Origin of the sequence: Devosia sp. RR2S18 (genome assembly GCF_030177755.1) — a bacterium.
Taxonomy (GTDB): domain Bacteria; phylum Pseudomonadota; class Alphaproteobacteria; order Rhizobiales; family Devosiaceae; genus Devosia; species Devosia rhizosphaerae.
This window is the reverse complement of record NZ_CP126539.1, coordinates 640,468-659,169: the sequence shown is the minus strand read 5'-3', so window position 1 is coordinate 659,169 and position 18,702 is coordinate 640,468. Positions and strand designations below refer to the sequence as shown.

The following is an 18,702-nucleotide window of genomic DNA, read 5'->3' as shown; positions in this document are numbered from 1 at the left end:
GCCTAGCGGTCGTTCTTTATGTTGGGAGTCGTAAGACAACGCGTCTACGGTTGCATGCTTGGCGACTATCTCTTCAGCCGTAGGCCCTCTCCTGGGCATCTGCGTATCCTTTCAAATGGGACCATTCCCATAATTCAAAAAGGACCACTTCGGTGGGGGCAGACCACCCAGCTTCTGAGATGCCACCGCTCTTTCATTTGGATTGACCAAGAGGCTGGTGCGTTCTGCTGATACGACGTCGACAAGAAGTTAACCCGCACTAGCTCAAGTTCCCTCCGCCAGTTACCGACCCCTGAAATCTTAGTCGTATGCGACCACGCAATGGTTATTCCTTACTATGTTTCGAAAGCTTCGGCGGCGCGAAGCTTGGTGTGGCTATTGAAATACGATTAGCAAACGCCTGTTTCTCTGGAGTATATGGCGTTTGGCTGGTGAGCTGCGGGAGCACATCACCATGAAGTTGAGCTCGCAGCTCCGACCAACGAGCCTTCAGTATCTGCCATTGATGATCGTCGTAAGTTCCCTTGACAACTATCGGATGTACGAGAATACGAGGCGGGCCTTCATCGCCAGCACTGGGCTGCCACTGCTTGAAATCCTTCAGCCACAGACTGTTTTTTCGATCGACACGCCCGATCTGTTGTTCGACAACACCTGGGTTCCACTCCGCGTGTAAAAGGACAATTGTACGGCACGCTTCGTGCAGGTTAAGGCCTTCTCGCCCAACGCGTGATTGGGCTAGCAGGACCATCGGCCAACTGGCCGGACGATTGAATGCCGCTTGGAGGAGCCGTCTTGTCTGGGGACTGGTGTCGCCAGACATCATGCGGGCGAAATTGCCTTCGCGTCCAGAGTAATCTGCCAAGTGGACCGCCAATCGTGATGAAAGATCGTCCGGATTTTCGTCGTCTTCATCGCCAGAAAGTTCCGCCACCAATGTCTTGAACAAGACCAAGAGCTCCTCCCCGGTCCAAGATCCGTCGGTTGCCTGACGTCTCTCTTCCAATGCCTCCAACAGCGAACCGATATCGCCTCGCAACTCCACTTCGCCATCGTGCCGTAAAAAGCGAACTAACAGCTCGGCACTTCCGTCGTGTTGAGCAAGCTCCTCAATTTCACGATGGAGCCGTGCCAAGTCAGTTCTTCGCGCGTTAGCCCATTCGCTGTATTGAGTCTCAAGGAGATGGTCTATTGCCGTAATTCCCCCGGGTGGCACGTTAAGCGTGTGGTCTCGTGCCGCAGCAAGAACTGCAAGAATATTTTCTTTGCGAACCGATTTCCCCGGCCAACGCTTACCGTCTCTTAGACGCCTTAACATTTCGCGGGCGTCAAGGAGGCGAGTGAGAGCGTTCATTGGTGCGATGAATCGACCAAAAACCAATACTTTTTTACCCTGCTCAGCGTAACTTTCAATAAGCGCTACAGCAGCAAGGATGGCCGGGTGGTCGTAAATATCTGCCGACCCTTTGCTGAAAGCGTCCAACCAAATTTCATGTGGCGCCTCCCCTGTCGCTTCAGGGACCGAGGCAATTTCAGTCTCTTCATCGCTAGACAGGCCAAATCCATAGCCTTGCGCAACTGAAAGCCTAGCTCGCTTAACTCGCTGGTCGTTTTGCGGCAGCAGAGATAACGCCTCCGCTGCGCAGAACCTACGAAGCCAATCAATCGTGAAGCCTTCCGATTCAGGCGTGACGGCGATGTCCTTTACGTTGCGATAATCGCCATACTTATCTTGGAAAGCACGAAATTCGGGATCATCTCTTTTGTCTCGACGCAGAACGAAAGGTTTCAGCGCCTTACGGAACTCCTCAGCCGCGCTTTCAAACTCAATCGTTAGACCCTCATCAAGCTCTTCTTGCTGAATGCGCTGGACACTTCCAACATAGCCGCTGATCCATTCAGCAAGCTCTCCAAGAGCGGTCACATCGTGCTTATCATCGCGGCCGCTAAGTCGACCGAGCGTATCAATCCACTGGCTTGCGTCCAGCTCAACAGGAGTTGCGGTCATCCCTAACCTGAAGGGGTCGTTGCTTTCCCAAGTGATCGGTCCAAGGATGTTTGAGAGACTGGAATTGCTACCACGCGCTTTGTGCGCCTCGTCCACCACCACTAAGTCAAACTGGCCAAGACCGTATCCAATAAGGGGTAGAATTTTTCGCTTGTATTCATCGGCTGGTAGCCACCTCTGATCTCCCGAAAGATCGTGCGTGAGCTCATGGCTCTCAATATTTTTAGCTATTGCCAGCGCGGCCCGCCGAGTAGCGTGAACATGCCCCATCTCATTGGCGTAAAAATTGTCACGCAGGATATTTCTGCGTCGTCCCGCGACTAACCTCGCAACGTTCGGCAACAGTTCGCGCCTCCACCCGCCGGCCGGACCGTCATTGCGGGCAGGAAACTGCATGGCAGCGAAAGTATGAGAGATCATAACGATCTGCTCATTGTCCCAAGCGTTTTCTGGCAGTTCGCGCTGTTGCCGGCGAGACGTCAGCCATTCGCTATGACTGCGTTGGCGGCGAACGTCGCCCTCTGAGTCACCGACGTGCAGGTAGCCAGAAATGAAGCTGTCGTAACTGCGGAGCGGCAAAAGGGTCTTATCATCGGGGTTGAAGAGACGAATTTCCTTTTGCCACTGCACCCCCAGCCCGGCGGGCAAGACAATCGCTGATCTACCACCCGCCCGCCTCACCGCCTCAATCAAAGCCGCGGCGATCCGCGTTTTACCCATGCCAACTTCATCGGCGAGTAATGCGGCGCGTTTGCCTGAGCGCACTCGGTCGGCCAGTTCCACGATTGTAGCACGCTGTCCGTCATCCAGAAGCGAAGATGCTACAAGCGCGTATTTTTCGAGTTCATCTGCAACGTGTGACCACTTCATTTCATGCCGCCTCCTCCGACCAAAGTGAAGGATACCCTTCCAGGCCCCAATTGCCCGCCACGGCCACAAGCGCGTCGTTCAAAAGCTTGATGTCGGCATCCACGGGGCACATGCGCGGATCAGCAAGGACAGGAAGTGGATTGGCTCCTGCACTCCTAAAAAACGACAGCATTTCAGTTTCTTGCTTTGCGATAGCGCTTAGATTCTGTCGAAGCTCACGGCACCATCGTTGCCAGTCTCGTGGATCAACATCGGCTTGAATCTCGCCCAGCCTGACAAGCAGGCCCATCATCCGTCGAATGGCGTAGGTTGCCGTAGGTGCGTCGACTCGATCACTTTCGGAAGCAATGGCCTCACCACCTTCTGGACCGTCCTCGGGCCCGTCTAAGTCGGCAGCCTCAGGGAATGATCCCAGTCCAGCCAAAATGTCTTCGACCGTCATGTCTGGCGACCGTGGGACCACTAAAACACCGTCAGCAATAACAGGCAAACGCCACCCATGTGCTGACAGAGTGACAATGGCGGGAGCGGGCGCCGGCCATTCGCAAGGTGTCAACCGAACTTGGTTGTCCTGGCCGATAACACTGATACTGACTCCTTCTGGAGCCGAGAGGACTTCGTCATCCCAAATCAGCCAGCTCACCGGAGGATGGGACAAAGGCTCTTCTGGAGCGATGAAATCCCCTCCTGACTGAAGTGAAGTCAGAGAAACAACTTCGTTGAATTGCACCGGAAGCAGGCTGGACAGGCCTTTTTTGCCGCGCCAAGGGAGCGCACTGGGCAAATCTACAATCACTCCTGCCTCGATATTTCCGCCCCCGCTTGCTGCGGTCTCAAACCCAACGCGGCTCAGGTTGCCCGAACCAAGATATAGTCGTCCTTCCGCGTCCTCAGAGCCCCCAGCTAGCAGCACAAATTTGGCGTGAAGCCGCCCATCTTCGCCATGAAGTGCCGAATATGGCCGACGCAATGCCCAGCCGCACCTGATCAATGCCTCGGCACGCTCGGCCAGACCTTGGCACGACTGCGGATTCAGGAAGAGATCCAGTTGCGCGTTTCTTGTAAGTGCATTGTTTTGAACGAGTGTCTGGCGCATCCGCTCAACGAGACCGGCATCGCCATCCCCCGCCGCCTCAAAGTAGCCGGAACCGACAATCAGGCGGTTCGCCTTCTTCCGTCGTCCGAGACGCTCAACGACCTGAGGGAAGAGCGCTTGCTCTCGACTATCGATGAAACGCGGCCGCAAATCTGACCTGGGAAGCTGATCGACAGCGGCGGACAGGTGAGAATCCGGGCGATGGCCGTCGTAGTCCCGTTCAATCAGCGAGCAATCGGCTTTCTTTCGCAACCACACGAACATCGCCCAAGCCGCTTGGACGTCTGCACACTCCTGGGAATTCGGGTTATCGACATCCACATCAATCGACCAAAATAGATCGATACTGTCCGTTAAAGGATCTTGCGTCCAATTGCCTGTGCTCACAGCCAGTCGAATGACGTACCCGCTACCTTCTTTTCGACGGAAGCCCATCAAACCTACTTTGGCATGTAGCAGATTGTACCCTCGATCCTTAAGGCGCATCCACATCCATGCGAGGCCAGGAATGTCAGACACCACATCTAAACTTGGATGAATGAAGGCCGCGATTGATGGCCGCGTAACGTCACCGTTAAAGGTTCGCTTAATTTGATTTAAGATCTGACGCGTTGCGGTAAAACCGCACAAAAAACCAAAATCGCCAAAGCAGTCTTTCGGTGGCATGAAGAGTGTATAGAGCGTAGTGTGCATCATGCCGCCTCGAGATCTCGACTGTCGCGGGAACCCGGATTTGGCTTTCCTTTCAACTCGCTGACCAGACAATGCAAGTTGTAAAGACGGAATAGCTGCGGGGCGAAAGCATCGTTTTGTGTTGCGGGATGGCTTTCCTCCTCCGCATCAGGACTTACCTTGATCTCGCCTGCCGCTGCGCCGAGACAAAGATGACCGCCTCGCCAACATATAACAGTACCATCCCGCTCCGCCAGTGCTCGAACTAGACCCGCCGCCCTAAGGTCGTTGATTTCTGACAAAAACTCATTACTGATCGATTCGCCAGAAGCGGTAATGCGCTCGCCTTGGCGACTAGCAATTTGATATAGAGCATCTAATTGTTCCGCCGCTGCCTTTTGAGCCTCTTCAGCGGACAAACGGACGGGTTCGTTTGCGTCCCGACGACGCAGCAACTGTTGTTCCAGCTGATCCAAGACCGAAAGTGCTGCATCTCGCAAATCCATAAACGCAGCTCCGCCTCGCAAATCCGACCAATGATCCGGTTCTATGCTCCGTAGAGGAAGTGGGCTTTCTAGTTGTGCAGCGGAGGGGCCGGTAGCGAGCGCAACGAGGTTCCGTCTACGGATGCTGGCAGCATCATCACCATCGACTAACCGTGCTAAAATAAGCTTCCGAAACTCAGAACGCACTTCGCCGGTTGCACTTAGCCCAGCTACAACTTCGGACAAGCCACGAGGATTTTCGCCCTTCGCCCATGCAAGCAGAATATGGCGATACCTTTGCATGACCGGCAACTCCAGCATCCTCTTACCGGCTGTATGGATCTTGAATGCACCATAGCGGCTGCCCTCAACGAATCCCAAGGCAACAAGCGGCTGAACCATGGCCATGCGGATCGGCTGAACAACGTAAGTCCCCCGTCTGGTGAGACTTTGAAAGCTCCAATCATTGAGCCCCTGTAGCTTCCTCTTTCCGCGAACTCGGCGATCTGTCGGCCCGTCTTTGGCCTGCTGCATAGCCAAAGCTTCAATAGCGTTCCCGATAGGAAGCGCAGGGTGTTTGAGTTCCTCTGCGATTGAGACTGCGAGAACCGACCAGAGAACGGGCATTGGGAACCACATCCCACCAAGTCCTGGGACCGCACGGTCATTGAAATGTCGCACCGCAGCCGCGAGTCCCAAGTTCTGCTGACGCCGCTGAGAGATCACCGTATCTGGTGCCAAAATTCCCCAAGTCAAAAAGAGATTCCTTCCTATGCGGAGCTAGCCTTCAGGCGTCGTATTGTCGAAGATACCCCACGGGGTACACCATCTAGCACCCGGAAGTCCTACGTTGTTGCGCAAACCGTATGTGAGAAGCGGTCAGGTCTCGGATGGAAACCAACAAACTGCTTCACGGCATTCCTGGGAAGTCGTTCCGCTGATATCCTTGAACCATGTTCCTGAGCGCGAGGGGGGCCACGACCTCTACTTGGTCCCCCCATGCGTACAAGAACCAAGCCATTTCCAGGTGGCCTGAGGCGGAGAACCGAACGATGAGAGATCCATCCTCCTCGTCCTTCAGCTCCTGATCTGGGTGGAAGTGAAAGCTTCTGGCTCGGTCCGCTGCCTTTGGGGTGAAGCGCCAGATAACTTCGCCGTACTCTTCAGCGCTGTGGAAGGCGCCAAACGATCTTCGTGAGAACGCCTCAAGATCAAAGTCGCCGGGAACGTTCGATGCCTCGTCGGTCACCCTCAGATCTCTCATCCTGTCCACTCGCCAGACAGGGGGATCGCCCCACTCGTGGCCGTTAAGCTGAGCAACCAGGTACACGCGGTGACCCGTTAGGACACCGTAGGGGCTAACCAGCCGCTCCACATCACCTTTGGGTCCGCTGCCGTACTTGAAAGCAAGTTTCTTGAGAGCCAGAATCGCTTCAGTAATCGGCTCCATGACCTTCGCCTCGACGCTCGGACGCGGGCCCGGCCGGACCATTAGGCTACTGGCTCCCAGGAGCGCTTCATAGTCAGTCTCGATCTTCCGCCTGCTCCGTTCAGGAGCCATCAGTCGCACCTTGGTGCGCAACTCCTCGAGGCGAGACGCGTCAGCATGGTCATTCTGGGCCCGAAGAGCTGAGATAGCGTGATCTAAAGAAGCCAGCTCCCCCGCTTCGAGGTGTACGAGCTCTCGCAGCTTACCCCTTTCAAGTCTGACGCGCTTGCGGCCCTCGTAGTCCAGCGTCTCGATCAGCTTGTCGCCAAACACTTCCCTAACTGCGTCGAGCAGCCTTTGCGTGTTCCTTCGGGCAGAAGCACCTTGAGCCGTAGATCGCGAGTCGATCTCTGCAAGAGTGAGGCCCAAGTGCGAGGACGAAAGCTCCACGGCAAGGTGAAGTAACTCTGCAGCTTTTTTATACGACATCCAAACTTCCAAGCCCGAGCAGGGGCGACCGATTTTGTCGTCGGACCGGGTTAAGTTTCTCCCAACACGCAGTCGAGGGAGGCCGAGTAGTGGAAGACATTCAGATCAGCGTTCATGCGCAGGCACGTATCAGGCAGAGAGGCCTCAAGGCTGAGGCCTTGGACGCGCTGATCACCTACGGCAGCTATCGACGCCGTGGCGGCGCGGAACTTGTCTTCATGGACAAAAAGGCTCGTGCTCGGGCGAAGGATGGCCTGGGCGTCAAGGCATTCGCCAGAATTGAGAGCAGCTTCAATACTTACGTGGTGGTGGGCGACGAAGGCACCTTGGTCACCTGCGCCAAGCGGCTGAAGCGCCTCATGCTGTGAACGACCTGGACTAGCCCGGCCCTAATCAGAGCACCACTTAGCCCCACAGGATCAATATGCAGCCATCCCAGGTATTCCGCTTCGATCACCAAGAGATCCCTGACGTTCTAGATGTCCCTTTCGGTTCCTTCGAGAAGTACCAACTTCGTGCCTATGCGCTTGCGGTTCTCAGCCCGGAGAAGGGCCGCACTCGTGTAAGCCTACCTGCAGATTTCGTCGATTGGTACCAAAGCCACCGCAAGCCGCTCAACTTGGCCATTGAAGCGCTCGACGAATTGTCTGACAGCGCAAAACGCGAGCATTTTTGTGAAACGGTGATCCGAGTTCCCCGCTCGCAGATCGCCTCTGCGTACCGCAGCGTTCCTGCGAAATCTTCCTTTCAGAAACGCCTCGACTGGGTTTCGCAAACCCTACAACTGCCTCGGCGGGAGGCAATGATAGTGGGTGCGCTGGTACGCCTGACCCATATAGATGCTTTCCAGCAATTGCGCGAAGCGTACTCAGGTGAAGATCCAAGTAGCGATGAGGTAAGCAGCCGAACCCTACTGCGGGTCTGTGGTCTGCGTCGTGCTGAAACCAATATCTTCAGCGCCCATGCGCCACTAAGCCAACTCGGCCTAATCGAAAATCGAGGCGGGGGCGACTTCGCAGCTTCTCGAACGCTTCTAAGGGTTCTCGCACAGCGATCCACCAAGGAAGCAGCATTGACTGCAGCGCTCTTGGGCAAGCCTGCCGAGACGTCATTGGAACTCTGCGATTTTCAGCACCTTGGTCAGGGCCGCCAGCAGGTTCTTGATATTATTGGGGGTGCGCTCAAAGAGAAGGCCCGGGGAGCGGGCGTTCTCTTTTACGGGGCTCCAGGGACAGGAAAAACGGAATTCGCTCGCTTGTTAGGGCGAGAGCTCAAAGCACACGTGGTTTTCGTCGGGGAAACAGGCAATCGCGAAGCTGAACCCAGCCGAGCTGATCGAGTTGCGCACCTTTCGCTTCTGTCATCGCTCGCGGACCGTATCGGCCGCGTCATCCTGGTGATCGACGAAGCCGACGACATTTTCAACGGTATTGATGACCAGGAATTCTCAAACCGGTCCGGTTCCAAAGTGTTCATGAACCGCATCGTGGAAAGTTGCCCGGTTCCAACGATCTGGATCAGCAATTTTCCGGAGAGGCTGGGCCAATCGATCTTGAGGCGCATGCTACATGCGGTCGCATTCGAGGAGCCGGACCAATCTTCAAGACAGCGCATCGTTGAGCGCCTTGCCGATGCCCAGTCGTTGCGGCTAACGGATGAGGAGACAGTTCGGCTTGCCTCTCTGCAGGCACCGCCTGCGCTGATTGAGGCAGGTCTGAAAGCTTCGCGCCTAGCCAGTGGCGGAGCAGACTTCGCAATAGCCTCGTCAAAGTCGCTTCTGAAGGCCATGGGGCGCCGGCAAGCGCCGGAGCTTGCTCCAGGAAAGGTGCCATTCGACACTGAGCAATCCTCAGCAGACACAAACTTGTCCCTGCTGACCCGCAGAGTTCAAGCTGTAGGACCTGGTCCGTTTACCTTTCTGTTCTCCGGGGCTCCGGGGACGGGCAAAAGCGCTTACGCCCGTCACCTGGCCCTCTCTTTGGGCCTGGATGTCCTGGAGAAAAGGGGTTCGGATCTTCTTGGCATGTATGTAGGGGAGTCCGAGAAGCGCATCGCCGAGGCCTTCGAAGAAGCAGCGGATCGCAGGTTGTTCCTTATTATGGATGAGGTGGATTCGCTGCTCGCGGACCGCCGAAACTCTCAGCGTTCCTGGGAGGTCAGCCAAGTAAACGAGATGCTGACGTGGATGGAGCGTCATCCGAGCCCATTTGCCGCAACGACGAACTACGTTGACCATTTGGACCCCGCAACGATGCGCCGCTTTCTCTTCAAGGTGACGTTCGGACCGATGAGCAAAGAGCAGGCCGCGCGCGCGTTCGAGGCACACTTCGGGTGTGTTGCGCCGCAAAGCCTTGCCCAGCTCCATCCACTAACCCCCGGAGACTTTGCACTCGTCCGACGCAAGGCTGAAGTATTTGGCTCCCTGGAGCCGCTGGAGCTGGTGTCGATGCTGGCTCATGAAATCTCGCTGAAACAGACCAGCTTAAGCCGCCCCGTCGGGTTTGGTGCCTCGCTATAGTAAACGAAGTCTTAAGGGCTTCGGGAGCTCATTCACTGAAATTGCTTCGGGAACAGCTATGGAATTGGTTTTCGGTCTGCACTGCGATGGTGCGGTTTACCCCGACTTCCCCGGTTCGGGTGCCGGCGCTATCTGCGCTGACGTGGTGGGCCCCAGTGGGCTGCTCGCAACGCTGGAACTCGAATTGGGTCTGACTGCACCTGCTGCAGCTGTTGCCGTGCGGATAGCGGAATATGCGACCAAGCTGCGCGCAGCACTATCAGTGAAGCCTAATTGCTTCTTCGCCGCATCGTTCTCTCGAGACCCTTTTGCAACGGCAAAAAGCCTCCTGAACTATCGGGACCAACTCGTAACCGGAGGCTGGCGACCCATCTCAACCGGGCTTAAGCGGCTTGATGAGATCGCGCTGGTCGAACGTTCCGGCGAGGCCGTGGCCAAGGGCAGTGGTGATCGGCTTTTCGATGCCCTTGAAGCGCTGAAGGGAAAGCCGCAGCTCTCAATTACATCCATCACCACAGTCGAAGAGCGGCAATCTTTGCCTCCAGTCTGGGGGCGGCTCCTGGATGCTCTTGAAGCCTGCGGCACCAAGATCGAAGGCAGAAAGCTGCCAAGCTCGGATCACCATGGTACCGACCTTGATCGGGTGCAGCACTTTCTTGAGGGCGGCTGCGCGGACGTTCTAGTCGGTGATGGGACGGCGATCCTGATCGAAGCAGACACTTCGCTCATGGCGGCAGAGGCTCTTGCTGATTGGCTGGCTGCTGGACCTGAAGAAGAACTCTCAGGGACCGTGGTAATCGATACCAGCGGTGATACGGCACTCCTCGATGAGGCTCTGGCTGCCAGGGGTTTACCGAAGCTCGGTCATTCGCTCTCGTCTCCGTACCGCGGAGCTCTTCAGATTCTTCCACTCGCCTTCGCAGCGGTCTGGAGGCCGTTCAATCCCAAGCCCTTGCTTGATCTGCTTCTCTTGCCCCGCCCACCAATCGGGCGTTCTGCTGCTCGCAGACTTGCCCGCGCATTGATCCAGGAACCGGGAGCGGGAGGTCCGGTCTGGAATGCTGCCTGGGAGAAGATACGAGCCGACCTTTTGGATCGCTTTTCAGAAAAGGCAGCTCCGGAAGCCGAGGTGGAAAAGCGGGTCAGCCGGTGGCGTGACTGGACGCAAGGTGGCCTCTATGATCGCCAAGAGGGAATTCCCGTAGAAGCCGCGCGCTCGATAGCGGCGCGCGTGGCTCAGTGGGCGGCGGAAACGGACGCCAGTGAGGGCGATCCGATCCTGCGGGCAGCCATGGGAACAGCAAGCACCTTCATTGAGGCTGTCGACGCACTTGCCGAGGATTTCCTGCCTGCATTGCTCATAGAGCGGATCCTGGAGCAGGTAATGGCCAATGGGGCGGCCAATCCAGAGCAGTTTGCAACGGCCGGTGGTCTCCGGGCTGTGACAAGTCCAGCTGCAGTTTGGGACCGTGCAGAAAGAATCGTCTGGTGGGACTTCAAGGGACCGGGCGATGGGGTTCCCATGCACCCGTGGACTCGATCAGAAACTGAGGCGTTGCAAGCTGCCGGATGCGAACTGGAGCCTGCAAGCCAAGCGGCAAATCGTATCTCGAGCAGCTACGCCAATGCCGTGCAAATGGCAGGGCGTCAGCTGATGTTCGTTCGATCTACCCTTAGTGCAGGTCAAGAAACTACAAGCCACCCGCTTGCCCATCAGCTGCAGCCTCTCCTTGGCGCTGCCGGACGTCTGGTGACATGGAACGCAGAGGAGCTGCTTCGAGGGCCGAGCCATGCGGTGGGCAGAAGGACTCTTTCTCGCGCCGAGATTTCGATCCTCCCTATTCCCCAAGCCAGAGCCAAATGGGAGCTCCCCCCAACCATTCTTTCGAAGCTTCAAGGGCGCGTGGAAAGTGCAACAACGCTTGAGCGCCTTGTGGACTGCCAACTTCGCTGGCTTCTCTCAGATGTGCTGAGACTCTCGGGGGGGCGCTTCGCAGAGCTACCCGGACCAGACCAGCTTATCGGCAATCTGGCTCATGAGGTTGCTAGGCGCGTATTTCAACCGGGCCCGATTGTCGTTTCGAGCGCACTGGAAGCCGAGATCTCATGGCATTTTGACGATCTGCTTAGTGTTGTAGCCGCTCCGCTACAGCAACCAGAACTTGCCGCTGAACTTGTTGCTGCTCGTGCGCGTGTTCCAGAAGCGATCCTGCATCTGGCTCGCTGGTTGGCTGACAAGAACTTCGAGGTAGTAGGGACCGAGATCGACTGCGCAAAAAGCTTGAGCGCGGAGCTGGCAATCCGCGGTCGTATCGATCTCCTGGTTCGCCATCACACACGCGGGTTGGGCGTCATCGATCTCAAGTGGAGCAAGAGCGCGCGTCGTCGTCGTACCGAGCTCTCAGAAGGTCGCGCGCTCCAGCTGGCCGCCTATGGTGTCATGGCCGATGCTGAGGGTGGGCGGGCTGCAGGTGCTTACTACCTGTTGAATCAAAGGCGCCTTATCGGCCTGGAAGGAGCCTTGGTAGCTGACGAGGAAGTTACGGGCCGCCGAACCCTGGAGGAAACCTGGGACGATCTGCTATCTACTTGGCAGACATGGCTCTCCTTCGCTGGAAATGGGATCGCACTGACGGCGGGTGCTGCAGATGCTGCTGAGCATCTCCCGCCGAACCTCGCTGTAGTGCCCACGGACGAGCCATGCCGGTACTGTGAGCTTACTCGTCTCTGTCGCATAGGCGTTGAGGAGGCCTGAACATGATCGACACCAAAATACAGACCGTGGTCGCATCGGCGGGCGCCGGTAAGACGACCAGGATTGTCGGCTCAATCGTACAGGAGGTAGCCAGACGCGATCCTGAACAGATCATCGCAACGACGTTCACCGTAAAGGCCGCCGACGAGCTGATAGAGCGTTCCCGAACAGCCTTGTTCAAGAGCGGTAACGCAGGTGCGGCAGCTCGTCTGCTAGGAGCACGCTTCGGTACAGTGAATTCGGTCTGCGGGCAGATCGTCTCCGAGTTCGCTATCGATCTGGGGCGGTCGCCACGCGCCGAAATTATTCCGGAAGAGAGCGTCACGCGCACTTTCGCGATCGCAGCGAACGCAGCAATAGAGAAGCACGCACCATCGCTCAACGCCCTGGCGGATGCACTGGGCTATACCGACCCTAAGCTGCCGTCGGCCGCGGATCGGAGCGACTGGCGCTCGACAGTCCGCCGCATCATCGAACTTGCTCGTGCGAACGGCATTTCCGCGGCTGATCTAGGGCGATCCGCCAAGCTTTCGCGGGAGTCGTTTCTGGCTTTGCTTACAAACCCTACGGGTCAGACCGCTGAAGCTTATGATCGGGACCTGAGCGTTTCAGTTCACAAGGCTCTAAGCAGTGCGCCCGTGGAAGTTTCTAAGACTGGAGCTGCTACACTTGAAACACTCAGGCAAGCCGCCGCTGCGCTCCGAGCCGGCCGACAAATCAGCTGGTCCGACTGGGCACGGCTTTCCAAGCTAGGTTGCGCAAAGAAGGACGGAGCAGAGTTTTTGGACGCCTTGAGTGATGTGACCCAGGCGGCTTGTCGTCACCCTGAGCACCCACGCCTTCACCAGCAGTGCAGCGACTTTATCGATTTGCTGTTCGAGTGCGCGGCCGACGCACTGGACGCTTTTCAGACCTACAAATCCGAGCGGGGTTTGCTGGATTTCACGGATCAGGAAATGCTGGCCTTGGAGGTTCTGCAGGACAACGAAATGCGAGAGCAGCTGCGGGAGAAGGTCGGCTGTGTTTTCGTTGACGAATTTCAGGATTCTAGTCCGCTGCAGATTTCGATCTTCACTGCGTTAGCGGATTTGGTCGACTCCAGCACCTGGGTGGGTGATCCGAAGCAGGCAATCTACGGGTTTCGGAATGCGGATTGCACCCTGACTCAGGCCGCTTTCGAAGGGGTTGCGGCTTCCTCGAGCGCAGCTCGTGATGTGCTGGCAACATCGTACCGCAGCCGCAAAGGGATCATCGAGTTCGCCAACTCCGCATTTGAACCCGCCTTCTCAGCTATGGGGCTGCCACCCGAGGAGCATTCGTTTGCAGGCGCGGCGCGAGGAGATGGCGGCTTTGACAAGGCGCCGCTCTCGGTGTGGTGGCTAGCAGGGAAGAATATCCAAGAACAACATGCAGCCCTCGCCAGTGGCGTGAAGTCCGCCATCGAGGCTGGAACTGTGGTGACAGACAAAAGTGGAGCGATGCGGCCCCTAACCGCAGGAGATGTTGCGATCCTCTGCCGCACAAAAGCTCATCTCGCCAGCCTTTCCAAGGCTCTGAGTCAGGCCGGTCTCAAAGTCGCTGTTGAGCTGGATGGGCTTTTGCGGACTCCGCAAGTGGAGCTCGTCATGGCCGCATATCGATGGGCCGCCGACCCGAGCGACCGCGCCGCTCTGGCTGAGCTAGCCCGGTACTTCTCAGCAGATCCCCAATCTGACCTCTGGTTGCAAGCAGCAGGCGCCCAAGATGCTGACGCAGCACTCTCGGCGGCCGTTCCGATCGCGGGAGAACTGGCGGCACTGCGAGAAAGACTGCTGACGTTAACACCAGCTGATTTGCTGGACGCCATCATCGCCTTGCCTGCCGTGTTCAGACAGATTGAGGGCTGGGGGGATTGCGTCGCCCGCTTGGACGATCTTGAAGCTCTACGAGGATACGCACGCGCCTACGAAGCTGGTTGTGCAGCCTCTGGCGTGCCTGCCACGCCTTCAGCGTTCATTCTCTGGCTTGCCTCGGAAAATCCACAGCGGCCCAAAAGCCGTCAAGGTGATGCTGTGAAGCTCATGACCTACCACGGCGCAAAAGGTTTGGAGTGGCCGTTTGTGATCCTTACTGGCCTACACCAGGCGCCGAAGCCTCGCCTGTTCGAGCCCGTGGCGGAAGCCGAGAGTGAGATCGACTGGAAGAATCCACTGGCAGGGCGATGGATTCGCTTCTGGCCTTGGCCGTACGGCAGTCAGAGCAAGAACGTTCATCTCGACGTAACCTCCCTGAACTCGGAGCTTGGCAAGGCGTCACTACAAAGAGCGCAAGAAGAGGACACGCGCTTACTATACGTCGGAGTTACCAGAGCTCGCGACTACCTGTGCTTCGCCCCGCCGGATGGCGGAAAGCTTGAGTGGTTGAGCGTGCTTGACACCGGAGCAGGACCGCACCTGCAGCTACCTGTGCCAGGAGGAGAACACATCCAAGCCGGAACGCATCAGTTCCCAGCAGTGGTCGATGCTCCACCCCCCAGTGAGCTGGTTAGCCGGGCAAAACGTCCGAGCTTTGTACGTCCAGAGCGCACGACAGTCACGCGTCCCGCGCTGCATCGGCGACCAAGCACGGACTCGTCGGACAGAATTTATCAAGTTGTTGAGCGAGTTGAACTCGGCTCGCGCGTCCCAGTTACTGGCGCCCCTGACATGCAGCGGGTAGGTGAAGCCGTTCATGCTATCTTCGCATCGGATACCTCAACCCCTGGCGCTTCCGCTCGTCTCGAGCGCGCGGAAGCCATCCTCGAGCGCTGGCGAGTACATGAAGTGAATGCGGCAGATATCATCGGCGCATGCGATCGGTTGAATGCATACATTTCCAGAACCTGGCCAGATGGGAAGGCCAGGCGTGAAGCCCCAATTTTCGCCGGGATAGAGCAGCAACTAGTCTCTGGCCGAATAGATCTCCTGATGGAGGATGACGAAGGATACTCGGTGATCGACCACAAAACCTTTCCCGGATCTCGTGATCTTTGGGATGCTCGCGCGGTCAAACATGGTCCACAGCTCGGTCTTTATGCTGAAGCCCTACAGGTGGCGACGGGGCGTCGGTGTGAGCGTGTGTATGTGCACATGCCCCTTGTTGGCGCTCTATTGAGGATCGCTGCAGTGGATGGGTCGACAAGTTCGGTAGGAAACTCAGGGTCGGACGATAAGCCGTCGGTGCAGCCCTCCGACCTTGATACCGTGTTCTCAGCTTAACCGGGGCTCTCCTGCCTATCTGAGGCACTCATCTTCTTCAGAAAGGCCCTTACATTGGCCTCTGACCAACGGCGGCCGTTGACGGTTGTCGTCCCCTCCAGGTTCAGCTGCTCGGCGATGACCTTGAACCGTTGCGAGCCCGCGTGCTGCGAAGACAACACACTGACGCGGCTTGCTAGGACTTCTCTCCGGCGGGCGGCGGCAGTGCGGTCCGAAGCGGCTTTGCGAGCTCTCCTGAAATGAACGATAGGATCAAACCACTCGCCGTCTACCATGGCTGGTTCTGGGGGCAAGCCGAGGCTCGAAACTGGTGCCCTCTGCATTAAGCGGAACATGAAGGGGTGACTTCGCCACCCTCCTTCTTGCGCGAAATCGACCAGAAGCAATTGGGCATTGTGCTTCAGGCAAAGAGACAGTGCCTTCTCCAAAGTCGCTTCAATGTGTTCTGTCCCGCGGTCCGGCTGCAGCTCAAGGAACACGAGTTCGCCCACAAGAGTGCCTCGCAAGCTTTGAACATAGTGCCGAACGACCTGCCGCTGATATCGAATGGTACGGCTCAGCCGAGCCGCTTCCTCAACGTCCTTGGGCAGACTGGTGAACCCTGCCGAGGGAACCGGGAATGTCCAGTAGAACCCCACGAAATTCTGATAGTCGGGGATCAGAGACATCAGGAGCTCTCCTTCGCTAAAAATTCCGACGGCGTCCGGTTTTCACGAAGTCAGACTGTACGGTCTCTGCATCCACAAAGACCAGCGAGACAAATTTGCAAACACGAGAATCCGCCGAAAGCATCAATCTTCCATCAATCCTCGAAGTGGCAATCGCGGCTGCCCGCTCGGCAGGTGCAATGCTGCGCGAGGAGTTTCATAAGCCCTCTGGCCGCCGGGGACAGGGCCAGGTTGCTGCTATAGATCTGGAGGTTGAACACCTGCTCAAGCAGCAATTGCTTTCAGCCCTGCCTTGCCGTTGGCTGGGCGAAGAAGCTGGTTTCGGCGGCACACCGTCGAGATACGTCTGGGTGGTCGACCCACATGACGGAACCGGCGCATTTTTGCAGGGACGCCGTGGTTCGAGTGTTTCGGTTGCGCTTCTGCGCGATGCCAAACCTATTCTGGGGGTGGTCTATGCTTTCGGCTATCCTGACGATGAAGGCGATCTCATCTCCTGGGCTGAGGACGCAGGTGCAGTCCGGCGCAACGGAGCGGCCGTCGATGTGCTGCTGGTGGGCAGGGAGTTGACGAAAGACGCCGTGGTGGCGCTTTCCTATGTCGCCTCGCAAAGCCCGCATGAGAACGCCACTGCAGTCGCGCCCGCCCGCTTCGTCGCTGTACCGAGCACAGCGTACCGGCTTGCTCTCGCCGCGTGCGGAGAGGCCGTAGCTGCTGTCGCACTAAATCCGCTGTCATCCTGGGACTTCGCTGCAGGCCACGCCCTCTTAATAGGCGCTGGAGGCATCCTCATCGACAGCGCTGGCAACAAGATCGAGTACGACGTGCAGGGAAGAGCACGGAGTGAACTTTGTTTCGGGGGTGCTTCTGCCGCGGTAACGCAGCTGGTAGACCGTGACTGGTCCCAGGTTATGAGGCCAGATCCTGGTGACCCCCGGCCCGCAGAGCCGCGGAAGCGGGTTCAGGACTCCAGCCGGCTCTCTCGAGCGCAGGGATGTCTCCTGGGTCAAGTGGCCGGTGATGCACTTGGTGCCTTAGTCGAGTTTCAGGGCAAGGGAGCCATCGCGTCCAGCTACCCGAAAGGTTTGCATGAGTTGGCAGATGGCGGCCCTTGGTCGATCATCGCAGGTCAACCGACCGATGACTCCGAGTTGGCCCTCGCGCTCGCTCGCTGCCTCACCCAGAACAGACGGTTTGAGAGGAGCATGGTCCTGGAGGCATACCGGAAGTGGTATCGCTCCTCTCCCTTTGATGTCGGTGGCACGACACGAGCCGCGTTGGCCCTGGGGCAGCTAAACCAGAACAGCCAAGCCAACGGATCGTTGATGCGCGTCAGCCCAATTGGGGTGTTCGCCTCCGGTAATCCCAAGCATGCTGCAGAACTGGCGGCCGACGATAGCTGCCTTACCCACCCTCATCCTGTTTGTTTGGCAGCGTGCTCGGCCTTCGCGGCCGCCATCTCCGTTGGAGTAGGTGGAGGGACGCGCGAAGACATGTTCGACGCTGCGCTCGCGTACGCTGGGGGAAGCGATCAGGCAGATCTTGTGCGAGACATTCTACGCCGCGCTACAAGCTCCAAGCCTGCGGATTACGAAACCAGCATAGGATGGGTTCTAATCGCCTTGCAGAATGCCTTCTATCACCTCTGCGGTGGCACTTCGGTGGCAGACGCAATTGCAACTACTGTATCCGAGGGCGGAGACACCGATACTAATGGGGCAATCGCTGGTGCCCTTGTCGGAGCTGCCGAGGGGCGCCAGGGCATATCGGACCAGTGGCGCAGAATGATCCTGTCTTGCCGCCCTATGGAACTGGGTGGAGCCGCCGAACCTCGCCCTATGGAGTACTGGCCGGACGATCTCCTGGAGCTTGCCGAAGGACTTCTGGACGCGGGAGCAGACCGATGAGCGGGGGGAACATCACAAGCTCAGAGTGCGGACAATCTTCAGCATCAACAGGAAGAAGTGCCGAAGGCATGCGCGTGCGGATACACCGGGGAACTCAGCAAATCGGCGGCACCTGCATAGAGCTGGAAAGCTCAGGCCAGCGGATCTTGTTCGACCTTGGGCTCCCGCTAAGCGCTGAAGAGCCTACCATGAATCTGCTCCCAAAGGTGTCAGGCCTCCGAGGGGATGACCCTAGTCTCATCGGCATTGTTCTTTCGCATGGTCATCGCGACCACTGGGGCCTCATCCCGCTGGCCAGTAGTTCAGTGCCACTGTTCCTAGGCGCCAGTACCGAGCGCATCATGAGAGCCGCAGCCGCCTTCGTCCCCGGTGGCTTTGCCCCCCTTGCGACGCGGCACCTTCAGGACCGTGCTCCGTTGCAGATCGGGCCATTCACCATCACGCCCTACCTTGTCGACCATTCTGGTTTCGATGCCTATGCTCTCCTGGTGGATGCCGGAGGCAAAAGGCTTTTCTATAGCGGAGACTTGCGAGCTCATGGACGCAAGGGAGCCCTCTTCGAGAGGTTG

The 18,702-nt window shown here is 57.5% G+C and carries 10 protein-coding genes and 1 pseudogene; 6 read left to right on the top strand and 5 right to left on the bottom strand.

The window, feature by feature from the left end; translation table 11 throughout:
- Positions 1–325 precede the first annotated feature (325 nt).
- The 4 genes from QOV41_RS03245 to QOV41_RS03230 form a co-directional block, all read right to left on the bottom strand.
- Positions 326–2,878, bottom strand: coding sequence for a DEAD/DEAH box helicase family protein (locus QOV41_RS03245; protein WP_284579486.1), 2,553 nt, complete (start codon positions 2,876–2,878; stop codon positions 326–328).
- Position 2,879: 1 nt separating this feature from the next.
- A complete protein-coding gene (locus tag QOV41_RS03240) occupies positions 2,880–4,670 on the bottom strand; it encodes a phospholipase D-like domain-containing protein (RefSeq protein WP_284579484.1) in 1,791 nt (596 codons plus the stop codon).
- On the bottom strand, positions 4,667–5,887 hold the full coding sequence (locus tag QOV41_RS03235) for a hypothetical protein (RefSeq protein WP_284579482.1): 1,221 nt from the start codon (positions 5,885–5,887) through the stop codon (positions 4,667–4,669). The genes QOV41_RS03240 and QOV41_RS03235 overlap by 4 nt, the downstream gene beginning before the upstream one ends.
- Before the next feature lie 154 nt (positions 5,888–6,041).
- A complete protein-coding gene (locus tag QOV41_RS03230) occupies positions 6,042–7,049 on the bottom strand; it encodes a helix-turn-helix transcriptional regulator (RefSeq protein ID WP_284579480.1) in 1,008 nt (335 codons plus the stop codon).
- Positions 7,050–7,138: 89 nt separating this feature from the next.
- On the opposite strand from QOV41_RS03230, the gene QOV41_RS03225 reads away from it, so the two are divergent.
- The 4 genes from QOV41_RS03225 to QOV41_RS03210 are packed head-to-tail and all read left to right on the top strand — an operon-like array spanning position 7,139 to position 15,558.
- Entirely contained in the window at positions 7,139–7,417 is a 279-nt protein-coding gene (locus QOV41_RS03225) for a hypothetical protein (protein ID WP_284579479.1), read from the top strand.
- Between the two features lie 56 nt (positions 7,418–7,473).
- Complete coding sequence (locus QOV41_RS03220) at positions 7,474–9,567, top strand: AAA family ATPase (RefSeq protein WP_284579478.1); 2,094 nt, start codon at positions 7,474–7,476, stop codon at positions 9,565–9,567.
- 58 nt (positions 9,568–9,625) lie between these two features.
- Positions 9,626–12,322, top strand: coding sequence for a PD-(D/E)XK nuclease family protein (locus QOV41_RS03215; protein ID WP_284579476.1), 2,697 nt, complete (start codon positions 9,626–9,628; stop codon positions 12,320–12,322).
- A gap of 2 nt (positions 12,323–12,324) precedes the next feature.
- Complete coding sequence (locus QOV41_RS03210) at positions 12,325–15,558, top strand: UvrD-helicase domain-containing protein (protein ID WP_284579474.1); 3,234 nt, start codon at positions 12,325–12,327, stop codon at positions 15,556–15,558.
- Here QOV41_RS03210 and QOV41_RS03205 read toward each other — a convergent pair.
- Positions 15,555–16,226 carry a hypothetical protein gene (locus tag QOV41_RS03205; RefSeq protein WP_284579473.1) on the bottom strand — a complete coding sequence of 224 codons (672 nt, stop codon included), beginning with the start codon at positions 16,224–16,226 and terminating at the stop codon, positions 15,555–15,557. The genes QOV41_RS03210 and QOV41_RS03205 overlap by 4 nt on opposite strands.
- Positions 16,227–16,321: 95 nt before the next feature.
- Here QOV41_RS03205 and QOV41_RS03200 point away from each other — a divergent pair, with 95 nt between their 5' ends.
- Together QOV41_RS03200 and QOV41_RS19710 are read left to right on the top strand one after the other, a co-directional pair.
- Positions 16,322–18,133 (top strand): inositol monophosphatase family protein, encoded by a 1,812-nt coding sequence (locus QOV41_RS03200; RefSeq protein ID WP_284579472.1) that lies wholly within the window; start codon positions 16,322–16,324, stop codon positions 18,131–18,133.
- Positions 18,130–18,684: pseudogene (locus QOV41_RS19710) on the top strand (MBL fold metallo-hydrolase); the annotation flags it as partial. The gene QOV41_RS03200 and the pseudogene QOV41_RS19710, both read left to right, overlap by 4 nt.
- Positions 18,685–18,702: the final 18 nt, after the last annotated feature.